Consider the following 15,491-nt stretch of genomic DNA (forward strand, 5'->3'; position numbering starts at 1 on the left):
GATTCAGCATCCACTGTCGTACATGCCGGGGATGCCTGCTGTAACTCTCACACGTATGCTGAACATGCGGAAGGGAGGCTGTGCAATGACGGAATACATCGAAAATCGCACCTTCGACGAAATCAAGATTGGCGATCGGGCGTCGCTGACGCGCACCCTGACCAAAGCCGATATCGAACTGTTCGCGGTTATGTCGGGCGACGTCAATCCGGCACATCTGGACGAGGAATACGCGCGCAGCGACATCTTCCACAAGATCATCGCCCACGGCATGTGGGGCGGCGCCCTGATTTCGACGGTTCTCGGCACGATGCTCCCCGGTCCAGGCACGATCTACCTGAGCCAGACCTTGCGCTTCCGTCGTCCGGTGACCATCGGCGACACAATCACAGTGGCAGTGACCGTAACGGCAAAAGACCCGGAGAAACGCCGCGTGACCCTCGACTGCCAGTGCATCAACCAGCACGGCGAAGTTGTGATCAGCGGTAACGCTGAAGTGCTCGCGCCAACCGAGAAAGTCAAGCGTCAGCGTGTCAGCCTGCCAGAGGTGCTGCTGCACAAACCAGGGGCGAACTACGAAGCGATTATCAAACGCGCATCATCGCTCGGACCGGTGCGGGCGGCGGTTGTGTTTCCCTCGGAGCCGATTGCGTTCCACGGCATCGTTGAGGCAACTCAGGCAAACCTGATCGACCCGATCATCATTGGTCCGGAGATGCCGCTGCGTCGTGTTGCAGAAACGCTGGATATCAACCTCGACGCCTTCCATCTTGAACCAACCAGCGATGGACGCACCGCAGCCGCACGCGCTGTCGCCATGGCGCGCACCGGCAAAGTTGAGGCAATCGTCGATCCTGGAGTGCGCTATTACGGGCTGTTGCACGAACTGGTCGCTCACGAAACCGGCATCGTCGATCATCGACGATTGAGCCACGTCTATGCTATGGACGTGCCCAATTATCCGCGTCTGCTGTTCATCACCGACGCAGGTATGAATACCGACCCGACCCTCGAAGAAAAGCGGGCAATCGTGCAGAACGCCATAGACCTGGCGCTGGCGCTCGGCGTGGAACAGCCAAAAGTCGCCATTCTCGCAGCGGTGGAAACGATCAACCCCAGATTGCGCTCAACGCTCGATGCAGCCGCGCTGTGCAAAATGGTCGACCGCGGGCAGATCGTCGGCGGTCTGGTGGATGGTCCGCTGACCTTCGAGAACGCCGTCTCGCCCGAAGCGGTGCGTCAGGCGAAACTGACCTCACCGGTCGCCGGGCAGGCCGACATTCTCGTTGCGCCAGACCTGGAAGCAGGAACAATGCTGGTGCAGCAACTCGACCGTCTGGCGAACGCACAGTCGGCTGGCATTGTGGTTGGCGGGCGTGTACCGGTGGCGCTGCCCGAACCCAGCGGCAACCCGCAGAGCGTCCTGGCTGCATGCGCCATGGCAGTGCTGGTCGCACGCTCTGCCGGTAAACACGACTGAGGGAATGCGCGACTCACGTTTCCCGCCGCTGTTCGGGCATCCATGCGCTCAACGCAGCATGCACGAGCCAGGGAACCATCGCCAGCAGCAGAAAGACGATCAGCAGCGGATAGAACGTCAGGTACAGCATCACCGGCGGCAGAGAGAAGGGAAGCGCGATCAGCATGGCGCGCAGACGCCCAAGCGCCACCGCCGGACCGATCAGCAACGCCGTCGAGATGACAATCCACATCTCTGTTTCGCTCAGAATCTCAGCATCCAGCATCCCCGGAGACCACAGCGCGTCCCCTGCCAGCAATCGACGACCAAAGAACGCTATCAGGCCAGCGATCAACACCATATAGCCGCGCGTTACCCGATGCATGAACATACGCTTCACCCTTTCCAATGTTTTTCTTCGGCGGCAACCGCCTGCCGCCGCCATTCCCCCCGCTGCCGGTACGGGCGCAGCGCTGCTGCACCCCTACGCGCCCCTCCCGCTGCCACCGCTGCCGGTACGGGCGCAGCGCTGCTGCGCCCCTATCGCGCCCTCCCGCCGCTGCCGCCGCTACGGGCGCAGCGCTGCGGCGCCCCTACGCGCCCCTCCGCGCCCCTCCCGCCGCTGCCGCCGCTACGGGCGCAGCGCTGCTGCGCCCCTACGCGCCCCTCCCGCCGCCGCCGCTGCCGGTACGGGCGCAGCGCTGCTGCGCCCCTATCGCGCCCTCCCGCCGCTGCCGCCGCTACGGGCGCAGCGCTGCTGCGCCCCTCCGCGCCCCTCCCGCCGCCGCCGCCGCTACGGGCGCAGCGCTGCTGCACCCCTACGCGCCCCTCCCGCTGCCACCGCTGCCGGTACGGGCGCAGCGCTGCTGCGCCCCTCCGCGCCCCTCCCGCCGCCGCCGCCGCTACGGGCGCAGCGCTGCTGCGCACCTCCGCGCCTCTCCCGCTGCCGCCGCTGCCGGTACGGGCGCAGCGCTGCTGCGCCCCTATCGCGCCCTCCCGCCGCTGCCGCCGCTACGGGCGCAGCGCTGCGGCGCCCCTACGCACCCCTACTCGCCCCGCTCGCCGCTGCCGGTACGGGCGCAGCGCTGCGGCGCCCCTACGCGCCCCGCTCGCCTCAATAATGATATAATACCACTCTCATTCGCCCCTCGATCTGGAGGCGCATCAGACATGCCCACGCTGTCCCGCTGGCGCACCGGACATGCTCAGCCAGCAGACATCCAGAAGCAGAATGAACGGAGCGTCCTGATCGATGGCCTGGGGGTCGGCATCGTCACCGGCGTTTCAACCTTCCTCAGCGTCTTCCTGACCCGCCTGGGCGCATCTCCGTTCCTGGTCGGACTGCTCACCGCACTCCCCGCGCTGACCGGCATGCTCCTCGCCATTCCTGCCGGGCGGTTCCTTGAACGCCAGCGCAACATGGCGCCCTGGTACTCGTGGCCCCGCGCAATGGTGCAGGGATCGTTCGTTTTGATGGGGTTGATTCCCTTCTTCGTCAGCCAGCAGATCACGGTGTATGCTGTCATTGTCATCTGGGCGCTGGTCACGATCCCGCAGACGATTGTCAATATTACTTTCACCGTGGTTATGGGCGCGGTTGCAGGACCCCGCCGACGTCAGTATCTGATGAGTCGCCGCTGGTCGGTGCTTGGCGCAACTACGGCGATCACTGTCGCTGCGATCGGCGCGTTTCTCGACAACGTCCCATTCCCGCTCAACTACCAGATCGTCTTTATCGCATCGTTTGTCGGCGGGGCGCTGAGTTTCTTTTTCTCCCGACGATTGACGATTCCGGACAATCCGCCGCCCCAACGTGATGTTGTCCAGCAATCGTTAGGCGCGTATCTCAGCGATATGCTGGCAGTGTTGCGTGAACCATCGCCGTTCAGCCGGTTTGTCATCAGTGCATTCGTGTTCAACCTGGGCATGATGATGGCGCTGCCGCTCTTTCCGCTCTACTGGGTGCGCCAGCTCAACGCCTCCGATTTCTGGATCGGCTTGATCAATACGACCAACAACGGCGTGTTGCTGGTCGCCTATTTTATCTGGACGGCGCTCACCCGCCGCAAGGGGAACGTGCTGGCGCTCCGAATCTGTGTGTTCGGACTGGTGCTGTATCCGCTGTTGACTGCGCTGACGCCGCGAGTCGAACCGCTGGTGTTCTACGCGGCGCTGGCGGGCATCTTCGGCGCGGGGTTAAACCTGGTGTTGTTCGATATTTCACTTTCCACCGCGCCGCCTGAGCGCACAGCGGCATATATCGCGCTGTACCAGTTGACGACCTACATCGCAACGCTGGTGGCGCCACTGGTCGGCACTCTCCTGGCAGACCTGTTCGGATACACGCCGGCGCTGCTCACCGGAGCTGCATTCCGTCTTGCTGGCGCGATCCTTTTTGTATGGTTAGGCGTTGGCGTCACTTCCGAGCGTCCACGCGCGGTGCAAACTGCATGAGGAGATCACAATGGCAGATCGGCGCCAGATCACCATCGCAGGGACAACGCTGACAGTGCTTATCGAACGCAAAGCGGTCAAGAACATCAATGCCCGTCTCCGTGATACAACGCTGCACATCAGCGCACCGCACGCAGTCGACGATACGGCGCTTGATCGGGCAATCATCGAACTCGCGCGCCGCCTGATTCAGCGCGTTCATAAGCGGCAGATCAACAACGAAGAAGATGCGCTGGCGCTGGTACGCCAGGTTGCCGCGCGCTTTCCCAACCCGCCGGTCATCGAGCACGCAACGTTTACCCTCACCGAAGCGCGCTGGGGGAGTTACAGCGCCGCTACCGGCACAGTGCGCTTGAACGCGACGCTCCTGCGCATGCCGCGCTGGGTGCTCGAAGCGGTTGCCGCCCACGAAATCGCGCATGCCTTCCATCCCAACCATTCGCCAGCATTCTGGCGTCTCCTCCGCAGCGTCTGCCCTGATACTGATCGCGCGCAGGCGTTTCTCGCCGCAGTCGCCTGGATGGCGCGTTCGTGGGACGGTATGCCGCCGGTGGAACGCGCGCTGCTGGCGCAGGTGCACGACGAGGTCGGTGACGTGTGACCGCGCCTGACCAACCCTTTGACAGCAAACGTCGGCTATGCTAGAATCGGCATAGACGGCGACGTAGCCAAGTGGTAAGGCAGGGGTCTGCAAAACCCCCATTCACCGGTTCGAATCCGGTCGTCGCCTCCATCATTCTGCGTGGCGCTGGCAAAGAACCTGTCAGCCCACGCTCATTCCGCCAGCACACAGAACGTGCGCCGTACACCTGCAAGAGCGCACGAAGGCGACGACGCTGCAACGCCAGGCAGTGGCATAACCTGCCTGGAGATTTTCCGGTTGTCCCTTGCCAGGCGTAACTTAAATCGACTGCCACGAAGCCGGGAGACTCGCGCAACGGGAGCGCGACGGCTCCAGCGTGCCTGATGACCGACAACATTGTACCATCCAGCTCTTCCGGTCATTGCGTAGTATGAGGCATGCACTGGCTCGATGACAGGATATCATCGAATTGTGAATATACTGTCACACAATCGTTCACGTTGGTGGTAACAATCCCTGCTATCATGAGGGTGGGTTCGCCGGGAAGCGACCCACGCGCCAGTGGTATATCAACCGTTGTGGCAGGCATCTGCCACAACATGAGAAGGGCGGATGTCGTCTCGCAATGATGCATGGCGCCGATAAACGCGAAGTGCGCGACCGCTCCTGGAAAGGACGCATCGCTATGGGAACGCCCATCGATATCGACCTGGACGCGCTCGATGTTCCGGAACTCGAACGTCTGCGCGATGCCATTAATCGCCGCATTCTGCTGAAGCGGCGCACGAAAGGGTTAACGCTGCCCGAACTGTTGCGTCTCTTCGAGGAAACAAAAGCCATCCTCGCCGAGCATCACCGCGAATGGCGCTCGCTTGAACGCTGGCAGTGGATGGACGGTGAGATCAAGTTCTGGCTCAATCCGGTCGATCAGGAGTCATACCGCGCCGGATGGTACTCGATCGATGACCTGATAGCATGGGTGTACAACCAGGGTCCGATTGTCATTCATCCCGACGAAGAAGACGACCATCCTGACGATGAGTGGGATGCGCGCGATGATGTCACCATCCACTGGTTGCCCGATAATGACACACGCGCATTGACACGTCGGTAAAACGCTTACGGTTCACCCAATCCGCAGACCGCAGTTCGGGCAAAAGACGGCGGTCTGCGGCATCTGGAAGCCGCACGAAGGGCAGGTTTTGCTCCCGGCAACGGGCGGCGCTGGCGGCGGCGGCGCCGGCGCTGGCGGACGGGGCGGTTCGACGCTTATCGGAACGTTCTGCGCGCGTGTTGTCGTCGGCTCGATAAAAACCTGTCCCTGAACATGACGCAACTCTTCTTCTTTCAATGTCAGGCTGGCCTGCAATGCTTCGATCTCTCGCAGAATTGTCGCCAGCGTTGGCGACTGGATGGCGCCAGCTTTGAACAGTTCGAGCGCCCGATCACCAAACTCCAATCGCTTGCCATCGATCTGTCGCCGCAGCGTGCTGATCTCACCCTGAATGGCAGTGACGCGTTGGAACTTTTCGGCTTCGAACCTGGCGCGATCAACCCCTTCGGCAAGCTTGCGGCTCAGTTCATCCAGAAAACCCATTGTCTTCCTCCCGATGCATCCTGTATCATAGCAGGAAGCGTGATTGTCACAAACGAGGTTCCATGTCCGATCAGCCTGAACGACGCGTGACGCGCGGGTGCATTGGCATTGGCATCGTTGCGCTGAGCGCGCTCTTCGTGAATGCCTGGCAAACCGGTTGGAGCGTCGTCACGATCGCCCTGATCATTGTCCTGATCGCCGCGATCGTCGCCGCGATCGCCATCAATATCGTTGAGCGCAAACGATAGCGCACGAACGCGCTGTGTTTCCCTGATAACCAGCCGCTGCAACCGGCGTATGCCTCGCGCACCGGTAACCTGTATGCGCGAAGGTTGCTGGCTACGGCGTGGTCGGCGCCGGAACCAGGACGAACCCGGTCACCGAGGCACGATACTTGACCCCATTGGCATCCTCGCCAATCTTCACCGGTTCACCGCCAATGTACGATAACGGCACACTTGTGTGGATGCGCGCTTCCGGACCGAACTGTTCCTGCACGATGCGCGTATACGCGGCGACGAATGCCTGCCGGACATCACCGCCTGGCGGAACGATCACCTCGATGTTTTCGACGGTGAAGGGTTGCTGGATCAGGCGCTGAGGCGTCGGTGTCGCCAGCGCGGGAATACTCTGAAGAACCCGCATCGTAAGGTTGGGAAACGCCAGCGCCAACGTCGCCGTCAGCAGTGCAAGAACGATAAGGACAAACACAACATTTCCGAAACCACGTGAGCGACGCGCCTTCGGCGGCGCTTGCGGTTGAGCGCCCGGCTTCGCCGCAGGAACGGATGCTGGCGGCGGCGGAACAACGGGGGTCACGCGCTTCGACGATGGCGCAACCGAACCGGAAGGCGCGGCGGTTGTTGCGACCGGTTGGGATGGCGCCGACGCAGCCACCTGTGCCGGGATCGCCTGAGTCGCCGGTACGACCCGCACCTGCGCTGGCGCGCGTTCCGGCAACAGCGCGCGCCGAAACTCCGCCACGCTTTTGTAGCGCTCCTCCGGTTTCATCTGCAACGCTTTCTGGATTGCGTCGGATGTGCGCTTCGAGATATTGGGGCGCAGGGCATAGACCGGCGGGAACGAAAAGGGTGGCTCGTCGCGCGGATCGCGCCCGGTAAGCATGTGGTGCAACGTAGCGCCGAGCGAAAAGATGTCCGACTCCGGAGTGGCAATGCCCTGGTACTGTTCTGGCGGCGCGTAGCCGGGCGTGCCGATCTGGGTGCCGCGCTGCGATGGCTGAAGCACTTTAGCGATGCCGAAATCGATCAGTTTGACGTTGCCATCCGGCTCGATCATGATGTTCGACGGTTTCATGTCGCGGAAGATAATTGGCGGCTTCTGTTGATGGAGATACTCCAGCACATCGCAGATCTGATCCGCCCATTGCAGCGCACGCTCTTCGGGAATGTACCGCTCGCGCCGGATGATGTCTTCAAGGTCGGATCCGCGCACGAAGTCCATCGCCAGGTAGTGATACCCTTCGTCTTTGAAATCGGCATAGACACGCGGAATACGCGGATGCCGCAGGCGCTCCAGTATTTTCGCCTCCGCCTCGAAGCGCGCAATCGCCTCGTCACGTTCACGTGGATCGGTGAACCGATCAAGCATCTGCTTGATCGCATAGATGCGCCCATCATCACCGATTGCCTCGAAGACCGCCCCCTGCCCGCCTTCTTTGATGACGCGCGTGATGTAATAGCGCGGTCCGGCGTTGTTCAAAATAACATCGTGACCGCAATGCTGGCAGAACCGGGCGCGACGGAGGTTCGGCTTGTGACACTTGGGGCAGAGGATCTGCTGTACGTCGGTCATAGGCGGACCTGCACTGGATGCGACAGGCATCATTGGCGCCTCACTGGTAGGGTAGCACACCTGCGCGGAAACGGCAACTGATCTATCCGTTACGTACTACGCACCAGAGCGGGTAAGAGTTGCGGGGATTGAGAAGTGGCGATCAGCGGATAACGTCCAGTACTGCCAGCGACTCGAGATGCGGCGTATGGGGAAACATATCGTACCCTCGCAGCGATGTCAGGCGATACGCCTCCGTCAGCATACGCACATCGTCGCGCTGGGTGAGCGGGTTGCACGAGATATACACAATGCGTTGCGGGCGCAGCCGCAGCAATTCGCGGCATACGTCGGGACCCAAACCGGTGCGCGGCGGATCGGCGATAACGATATCGAACGCGCCCCGTGTTCGTTCGCGGAGCGCATCGGCGACATCCGCCTTAACAATGGCGATATGCTCAAAGCCGGCGCGCGCAATGTTTTCTCGCGCCAGACGCACACTTTCCTCAACCGATTCGACACAGACAATCTGATCGGCAAGATCGGCGACAAACAGCGCTATTGTGCCAACCCCGCCATACAGATCGGCAAGCGCACGCGCACGTTCGCCTTCCCCGGCAACCGCATCACGCACCGCCTCGAGCAGGGGCATAAGCAACCAGACATTATTCTGAAAGAAGGTGTTCGGTCCGATGTCGAGCGTATGCGCCCCCACACGCATCGGCAACGTTGCGCGCCCCCAGAAACGCGCCGTTTCCCCAAACGATATATCAGTACGGGTGGGGTTGATCAACCAGTGAACGCCGACCACGCCATCGTACTCGAGCGCCGCCTGCGCCACCTGTTCCACCTTCCCGGCATACGTCCCCGCCTCGTCGGGAGCGGCAGTGATCAGCGCCAGCAGCACTTCGTCGTCAGGGCTGCGCCGCACTGCCACGTACCGCAGAAAACCGGCATGCGCGCGCAGGTCGTAGTCGGGCAAACCCAGACGCATCGCGTGATCGTACATTGCGCGCGCGGCAGCGAATGCGCGCGCCGGTATGAGATGGCATTCCTTCAGGTCGATAATATAGTTGAACCTGCCGCTGCGTCGCAGACCAAAACGTTCCTTGCTCGCCACAAAGTCCATGCGCGTGCGATAAGCGAAGGGATTGGGCGAAGCGACGACATCAAGCGTGGTGAGGAGCGTTTCCGGTAGATCGCCTTCCCAGAGATGACGAAGCGCCGTGCGCTTTGCTGCCACCTGCACCGGATACTCACGATCCTGGAATGCGCATCCGCCACACTGACCGGTCGGCGGGGCGTGCAAGCAACGCGGCAAAACTGGCGCTCCCGACCGTACCGCTTCAATCATCTGTCGCCGAAAAAGTTTGTTCGATATGCTCATTGTTATGCACGAAAGTGAAGTATTGCAACTTTACGCGCACCGCATGCGTATCATAACAGAAGCGATATGTGGCACACATCTGCGCGTCGGACGCCTGAAAGGGACAAACCCATGACCGAAACAACCGTTGTTTGTCCGCATTGCCGTGCCAGCGTCCCTGCTGACGCCCGGTACTGCATTGATTGCGGCGCGCCAATTGACAACCTGGTCATCGAGCAGGCGCCGCCTGCGACCGGACCGACGGTGCAACTGCCAGCGCGCCCTTCTGACTCTGCGCCTGTCCCTGTTCCTGCACCGCAGCCGCCGACGCCGTCGCAGACCGAATGGTACGACGACCTGATGATTCCGCTGCTGCTGATCACCGCTGCGGTAGCGATGGTCTCGCTCCCGCGATTCATGACGTTCATTATCATCGCTGTTGGCGTTGTTGGACTGTTGCTCAGCGTCTTGCGCAGCATCGCGGTACGCAGAATGGTTGCAGCCGCAGCCCTGGCGGTCGCCGTCGGATTTTTCTTCAGCCGCAGACTGTTCTGGGCGCCCCTCATTATCGCACTCATTGCGGCATCGTTGTTCAAGAAGCGCCGACCTCGCCTCTGGTAACCTTTTTCAGTCTCCCTGCGTTCGTGAGACGGTCATCTGCGTTTCCTGCAAAAAGGTCGTTGTACCGCGCATATATCAAATCTGGTAGAACCCTATTGACCGTTGTTCCTATCCGTCGTGTTGCGCGAGGCGCCCGCTGCTGGCGGAATGTAGACTGAAATTCATTTCGGGCGCCGCATGGGGGGCGCGATTCCGGGAGTGTTTAACCTCGTCCATTGGGTTCAACCTCTGTGAGAACTACTATAGTTCTCAATCTTCAAAATGCCCTCGCTCCCGTACCCGGTCACCCTGCTGCCTGCGGGCAAGATGCCCGCGCACCGGCGAGACACCCGCGCACTATGCCCTCACTCCTGTAATCTGTCGCACTGCTGCCTGCGGGCAAGATGCCCGCGCACCGGCGAGACGCCCGCGCACCATGCCCTCGCTCCCGTACCCGGTCACCCTGCTGCCTGCGGGCAAGATGCCTGCGCACCGGCGAGACGCCCGCGCACTATGCCCTCACTCCCGTACCTGGTCACCCTGCTGCCTGCGGGCAAGATGCCTGCGCACCGGCGAGACGCCCGCGCACTATGCCCTCGCTCCCGTACCCGGTCACCCTGCTGCCTGCGGGCAAGATGCCCGCGCACCGGCGAGACGCCCGCGCACCGGGATTGTGAAGGGACGTCATCTTGCCTCGCCACGAACCGGGAGACCGAACGATCCCACAGTGCCATACAGTGGAGCGTTTGTCAATCCTTGTGCTATACTTTCGCCATGCCATTCCCAATCGATGACTACACGCCGCATGGCTATCTGAATACTCCAACGCATACGCGCAATCTTTCGCCGCGAGGTGTGCTGCGCTCGCATGGTGCAGGCTTTCGCTGGCATTACCCGGCGCATGCTGGCATGTATGGCGGTCGGCGCGAAACCTACCGCGCTGGCTTTCGCTTTGCGCTGGGTGGGGCGCTCGAATTGAGCGAGTTCGATGTGGTTTCCAGTCCGTACCACTCGATGAACCTTTTTTCTCTCGATCTTTCCCACGGCGGCGCGACCCTTCACGCGACCTTCCACCTGGTCGGTGAACATGCCCTGTGCGCTTCGGCAACCATTCAGGGCGAAGCGCGCCTTGCAGTGATCGTCGAGTATACGCGCACCATCGCTGCCTGCGGCGAATGGGGCGAGTCCGGGCTGGTTGGGCGGATTGTCGATGGCGACCTGGTGGTGCAGAGTTTCGAGGATGGTGAGGCGTTTGTGGTGCATGCAACGCGCCCCTTCACCGATCTCGGCATCACAACCGATCCAGCGCAGGCAGCTGTCTGGGCATCGTCACAGGCGCCTGGACTGCCGGGCGAGGGCTTCGTGACGGTCACCGGTCGGCGGGGTGACACCGTCGCGCTCTTCGCCACCCTTGGGTTCGGAATGCCATGTGAACAACTCGACCTGTATATGACGCGGGGCAAGACGTTGCGTATGGCGCAACACCGGCAGCGCGCCGTCCGACGCACAGCGGCAGCGGATCGCGCGCGCAAGCAGGCGGAGGATGATGCGTTCTGGGCGCGCGCACCGATCCTGGAAGGCGACTGGTTCCCCCACTGGCGGCGCGGGTTGGTGTACGACCTGGAGACGCTGCGGATGATGGTGCGCGCGCCCGCCGGCATCTATCGCCATATCTGGGACGCCATGCAGATCCAGGCGCCGCGCGTGGTGCTTGCCGAAGCGGCAATCGATGCGCTCCTGCTTGCCTATGCCGATCCGTCGCTGGCGCAACACCTTTTGTTGGGCACATTCGTTGATGCTCCTGAACCAAACGTACCCTGCTCACGCGAAGATGGCAGTTACAATATGGTTGCCGCCGATGGAACCGTGTGCGGCACTGCCCCTGAATGGGGCTACCCCTGGCTGGTCATCGACTGGCTTGCCAGCCTGCATCCCAACCGCGAGTGGCTGGCAACTCTCTATCCTGCGCTGACCGCCTACCTGCACTGGTGGCTGGAAAACCGACGCGACCCGGATGGCTGGCTGGTCTATGCGTGCAGTTGGGAATCGGGGCAGGACGACTCGCCGCGTTTTGGGGATCAACCGCTTGGCGGCGGGCACCCGGTGCGCCACGTGCGCCCGGTCGATCTCCAGGCTGCTTTTGCCCACGCCTGTCTGGTGATGAGCGACATTGCGCGCGACCTTGGACGCGCCGCCGATTCCCACGAATGGCTGGCGCTGGGTGAGGAGTATGTGGCGCGCACCGATGCCTTGTGGCAGGATGATCTCAACCGGTACGCCGATTTTGATACACGTTCCGGAAAACCGACCACGGTGAACGATGTGATGTTGCTGGCGCCGGTTGCGCTGGGTGTTGCCCGACCGGGGCGGGGGGAGGCGCTGCGCCAGGAGATCGAGCAGATCGATCCTGCCACGCTGACATGGCCCATGTTTGCCTGGACAGCAATCGAGGCAGCATTGCGCGTCGGGTTGAACGATCACGCCGCCGGACTTGCCGCAGCTGTCATTGACCGCGCCTACACGTTTTGGGACGCGCACCAGGCGCATCCCGACCGCACGCTGCCGGGGATAGCGTGTGAATACTGGCCCCCCGATGGGCGTTGCGGCGGCGAAGGATATGGATGGGGGGCATTCACCACTCACCTGTTGCTCCACGTGTTGATCGGCATCACCCCGGAGCGCGAACGGCTCGTTGTGCGTCCGAACCTGCCGCCTGCCTGGCGCTTCGCCGGGCGTATGTACGGGGTGCGCCTGCACTGGCGCGGCACGCCGATCTGTCTGCATATCGAAGCACACCCCGATCACGCCGTCGTCATTGCCAACGAACAGCGCACCGATGTTTCATGGGGAGCAGCGGCGATATTCTCGTGGGAAGCGTTGAACCTCCAGCACTGAACCGGCGCCTCGCCGATCCCCGCCCATCCAGGGCATCGAACAGCGTGGCGCCGGTCTTCCTTGAGCGGGCAGGCAGGCGGAATGCCCGCGCACCCAGGCAGGCGGGACGCCCGCGCACCCAGGCAGGCGGAATGCCCGCGCACCCAGGCAGGCGGGACGCCCGCGCACCCGACGGATCATGCTTCAATTCTCAACCACGCCCCCTCGCTCCTCCAGTCGCAGATCGAGCCAGGCGCACTCCTCCGGCGTCAGACGCACTTCCAGCGCAACCAGGTTGGCGGCGAATTCCTCTGGCGTGCGGCATCCAACCAGCGCATAGATGTCGAGCGGCTGGCTCATAACGTAGGCCAGCGCGATCTGCGGGATGCTCAACCCTTTCTCTTCAGCCAGGTGCTGCACGCGCTCCAGACGGCGAAAGTTCTCTTCGCCAGCGTAGGAATAGACCGCGAGTTTGTCGAGATAATCCTCGAAGGTGTCAAGATTGTCGCGTCGCAGACGACCTGAAAAGAACCCGCCTGCCAGACTCGACCAGGTGAAGAGCGGCATGCGCTGTTCCGCGTACCAGGCGCGCGCTTCTTCGTTCTGCGGTCCGCTGATGCTGATGCATCCCTCCCACGGTTCACGGTACTGCTCCGCCAGACTGAAATTCGGGCTGCTGGCGACGAACGGCGTCAAACCGTGAGCCGCAGCATACTCGTTGGCTTCCGCAATGCGTCGATGGCTCCAGTTCGACCCGCCGAACGCTCGAATACGACCGGCAGCCAGGTGCTCGTTCAGCACCTCGACAATTGGACCGACCGGAACCGATGGATCGTCGCGGTGCAGCAGATAGAGATCGATGTAATCGAACTTGAAGCGCGCCAGTGAGTCGAACAGATCGGCAGTGATGTCGAACGGGGTGACCCGTTTGCGATCGGCGTTGTGGTGGGCGCCCTTACCGATGATCACCACCTGATCACGAATACCGCGTTCATGCACCCAGCGCCCCATTGCACGCTCATTGTCTCCCTGCCCGTACACATGCGCGGTGTCGAACGTATTGCATCCCAGAGCGAAGATGGCGTCGAGCAACCGGAAACTCCCTTCCAGATCGCGCGTCGAGACCATGACCGATCCCTGAACCAGGCGCGACACCGGTTTATCGATGCCAGGAACGTGGCCGTACAGCATTGTCGTGCTCCTCTGTGGTCCTATTCCATTGGATACTTCAGTCCCCACTGTGCGCGGATGGCATCCATTGTGCGCATGATTCCAAGCGTTTCGTCGAGCGGCATGACCTGGCTCTCACTGAGACCGGCGCGCAGGCAGCGCATGGCTTCCAGCGCCTCGAACTGATAGCCATTCCCGTTAAAGGGGAGATGGATCGCCTCGTCACCCTGCCCGCTGCGATGCACCGTCAGCGAGGTGGCGCGCCACCACTGCGGATGAATGCGGATCATGCCTCCGGTTCCCATGATTGTCGTCTCGTGCGGCGTCTCGGTGCGAATGGCGCTCCACAGCACTGCCATCCGCCCACCGCTGTACCCCAGGATCATCGCCGCCTGCTCATCGACGCCGGTAGATCCGAGATCGGCGAGAGTCGCCAGACGCTCCGGTTCACCACCCAGCACCATCGATGCCAGTGAAACGGTATAGACTCCCACATCAAGCAGACTCCCGCCGCCGAGCGCCGGATCGAACAGGCGGCTCTGCGGATCGACGCCGGCGCGAAAGCCAAAGTCGGAAGCGATCATGCGCACCTCGCCGATCACGCCCTGCGCCAGCAATTCTCGCAACCGCACGATTGCTGGCAGAAAGCGCGTCCACATCGCCTCCATGAGAAACAAGCCGCGTTCACGGGCAACAGCAACGACCTCAGCCGCCTGGCGCGCGTTGATTGTAAACGGTTTCTCGCACAGCACCGCTTTTCCGTGGTTCAGGCAGAGCAAACAGTTCTCATAGTGCAGCGCGTGCGGCGTCGCATTATAGATAATGTCAACATCGGGATCGGCGGCGAGTTCCTCATACGATGCGTAGCGGCGCGGAACATCGAAGCGGTCGCCAAAGGCGGCGGCGCTATCGGCGCTGCGCGACCCGACTGCAACCAGGTGCGCGTCATCGATAGACTGGAGCGCCTCGGCGAACACGCCTGCAATACGTCCTGTGCTGAGAATGCCCCAGCGAACGGGTTGGTGGGTCATACGATTCCTTCTTTCCTGGATGTTATGGCGGAAGCACTGGATGATCGAACCACGCGCGTATATCGCGCCCGTCAATCGTGGCAACTACCGTAATGCGCCAGTCTCCTTCCATCGAATACAATGTGCGAACCCCGTATTTTCCGGGACCAAGCCGGTCGGCGATGGGCTGATGCACCCCCATTTCCATCTGCGGCATCGTAAAATCGAAATAGACCAGCGTCGCTTCGACCGGTTGATCGCCAGCGTCGGTAATCGTCGCCACGAACGCATAGTCGCGCAGTGCAATCGGTTGCGCCGGTCGTTCGAGCGAGATCGTCAACCCATCGACCACACGATGCTCGACGATGGTCGGCGCGGCGCCACAGGCAGCAAGGGCGATGAAGATGATCGCACGTGCGGATGCCCGCCAGAATGCAAGCCAGAAGACGCATCCGGCATGAACTGGCGTGACGTGGTGCGGCGATTTCATGTCTCTGTATGTTGAACCTTCAACCTTCCAACCTTCAACCTTCCAACCTTCCAACCTTCAACCTTCAACGTTACAACCTTCAACCTTCAACCTT

General features: G+C 61.8%; 14 protein-coding genes and 1 tRNA gene. 8 read left to right on the top strand and 7 right to left on the bottom strand.

Translation table 11 applies throughout. The features are described 5' to 3' along the window. The first annotated feature begins 85 nt into the window (after positions 1 to 85). Complete coding sequence (locus tag ROSERS_RS20020; protein ID WP_011958579.1) at positions 86 to 1,480, top strand: bifunctional enoyl-CoA hydratase/phosphate acetyltransferase; 1,395 nt, start codon at positions 86 to 88, stop codon at positions 1,478 to 1,480. A 13-nt stretch (positions 1,481 to 1,493) separates the two neighbouring features. Here ROSERS_RS20020 and ROSERS_RS20025 read toward each other — a convergent pair whose 3' ends face one another. After that, complete coding sequence (locus ROSERS_RS20025; RefSeq protein ID WP_011958580.1) at positions 1,494 to 1,850, bottom strand: hypothetical protein; 357 nt, start codon at positions 1,848 to 1,850, stop codon at positions 1,494 to 1,496. A 17-nt stretch (positions 1,851 to 1,867) separates the two neighbouring features. On the opposite strand from ROSERS_RS20025, the gene ROSERS_RS26985 reads away from it, so the two are divergent. From ROSERS_RS26985 to ROSERS_RS20045, 4 genes are all read left to right on the top strand, one after another. Beyond that, positions 1,868 to 3,913: an MFS transporter gene (locus tag ROSERS_RS26985; protein WP_232282686.1), complete on the top strand. Its 2,046-nt coding sequence runs from the start codon at positions 1,868 to 1,870 to the stop codon at positions 3,911 to 3,913. A gap of 10 nt (positions 3,914 to 3,923) precedes the next feature. After that, the gene (locus ROSERS_RS20035) at positions 3,924 to 4,514 is read left to right on the top strand and encodes a M48 family metallopeptidase (protein ID WP_011958582.1); all 591 of its coding nucleotides are present in this window, start codon (positions 3,924 to 3,926) and stop codon (positions 4,512 to 4,514) included. 57 nt (positions 4,515 to 4,571) lie between these two features. Then, positions 4,572 to 4,646: transfer RNA gene (locus ROSERS_RS20040), tRNA-Cys, on the top strand. Between the two features lie 535 nt (positions 4,647 to 5,181). Beyond that, positions 5,182 to 5,610 (top strand): hypothetical protein, encoded by a 429-nt coding sequence (locus ROSERS_RS20045; RefSeq protein ID WP_041335872.1) that lies wholly within the window; start codon positions 5,182 to 5,184, stop codon positions 5,608 to 5,610. Between the two features lie 12 nt (positions 5,611 to 5,622). Here the strand turns inward: ROSERS_RS20045 and ROSERS_RS20050 are convergent, their stop codons facing one another. Further along, on the bottom strand, positions 5,623 to 6,093 hold the full coding sequence (locus ROSERS_RS20050) for a zinc ribbon domain-containing protein (RefSeq protein ID WP_011958584.1): 471 nt from the start codon (positions 6,091 to 6,093) through the stop codon (positions 5,623 to 5,625). A 62-nt stretch (positions 6,094 to 6,155) separates the two neighbouring features. Between ROSERS_RS20050 and ROSERS_RS20055 the strand changes: the two genes are divergently transcribed. Continuing rightward, complete coding sequence (locus tag ROSERS_RS20055) at positions 6,156 to 6,341, top strand: hypothetical protein (RefSeq protein WP_041334164.1); 186 nt, start codon at positions 6,156 to 6,158, stop codon at positions 6,339 to 6,341. Positions 6,342 to 6,432: 91 nt separating this feature from the next. Here the strand turns inward: ROSERS_RS20055 and ROSERS_RS20060 are convergent, their stop codons facing one another. Continuing rightward, positions 6,433 to 7,908 (bottom strand): serine/threonine-protein kinase, encoded by a 1,476-nt coding sequence (locus ROSERS_RS20060; RefSeq protein WP_041335875.1) that lies wholly within the window; start codon positions 7,906 to 7,908, stop codon positions 6,433 to 6,435. Between the two features lie 142 nt (positions 7,909 to 8,050). Further along, positions 8,051 to 9,274, bottom strand: a complete 1,224-nt coding sequence (gene rlmD / locus ROSERS_RS20065) for a 23S rRNA (uracil(1939)-C(5))-methyltransferase RlmD (protein ID WP_011958587.1) — start codon at positions 9,272 to 9,274, stop codon at positions 8,051 to 8,053. Positions 9,275 to 9,385: 111 nt separating this feature from the next. On the opposite strand from rlmD, the gene ROSERS_RS20070 reads away from it, so the two are divergent. Continuing rightward, positions 9,386 to 9,874 carry a zinc ribbon domain-containing protein gene (locus tag ROSERS_RS20070; RefSeq protein WP_011958588.1) on the top strand — a complete coding sequence of 163 codons (489 nt, stop codon included), beginning with the start codon at positions 9,386 to 9,388 and terminating at the stop codon, positions 9,872 to 9,874. A gap of 753 nt (positions 9,875 to 10,627) precedes the next feature. Next, positions 10,628 to 12,748 (top strand): MGH1-like glycoside hydrolase domain-containing protein, encoded by a 2,121-nt coding sequence (locus tag ROSERS_RS20075; RefSeq protein ID WP_198136327.1) that lies wholly within the window; start codon positions 10,628 to 10,630, stop codon positions 12,746 to 12,748. A 183-nt stretch (positions 12,749 to 12,931) separates the two neighbouring features. Here ROSERS_RS20075 and ROSERS_RS20080 read toward each other — a convergent pair whose 3' ends face one another. The 3 genes from ROSERS_RS20080 to ROSERS_RS20090 are packed head-to-tail and all read right to left on the bottom strand — an operon-like array spanning position 12,932 to position 15,397. Further along, positions 12,932 to 13,918, bottom strand: a complete 987-nt coding sequence (locus ROSERS_RS20080; protein WP_011958590.1) for an aldo/keto reductase — start codon at positions 13,916 to 13,918, stop codon at positions 12,932 to 12,934. A 20-nt stretch (positions 13,919 to 13,938) separates the two neighbouring features. Next, positions 13,939 to 14,928, bottom strand: a complete 990-nt coding sequence (locus ROSERS_RS20085) for a Gfo/Idh/MocA family protein (RefSeq protein WP_011958591.1) — start codon at positions 14,926 to 14,928, stop codon at positions 13,939 to 13,941. A 22-nt stretch (positions 14,929 to 14,950) separates the two neighbouring features. After that, positions 14,951 to 15,397 (bottom strand): FixH family protein, encoded by a 447-nt coding sequence (locus ROSERS_RS20090; RefSeq protein WP_011958592.1) that lies wholly within the window; start codon positions 15,395 to 15,397, stop codon positions 14,951 to 14,953. Between the last annotated feature and the right edge of the window lie 94 nt (positions 15,398 to 15,491).

This window comes from Roseiflexus sp. RS-1 (assembly GCF_000016665.1).
In the GTDB taxonomy this organism is placed as follows: domain Bacteria; phylum Chloroflexota; class Chloroflexia; order Chloroflexales; family Roseiflexaceae; genus Roseiflexus.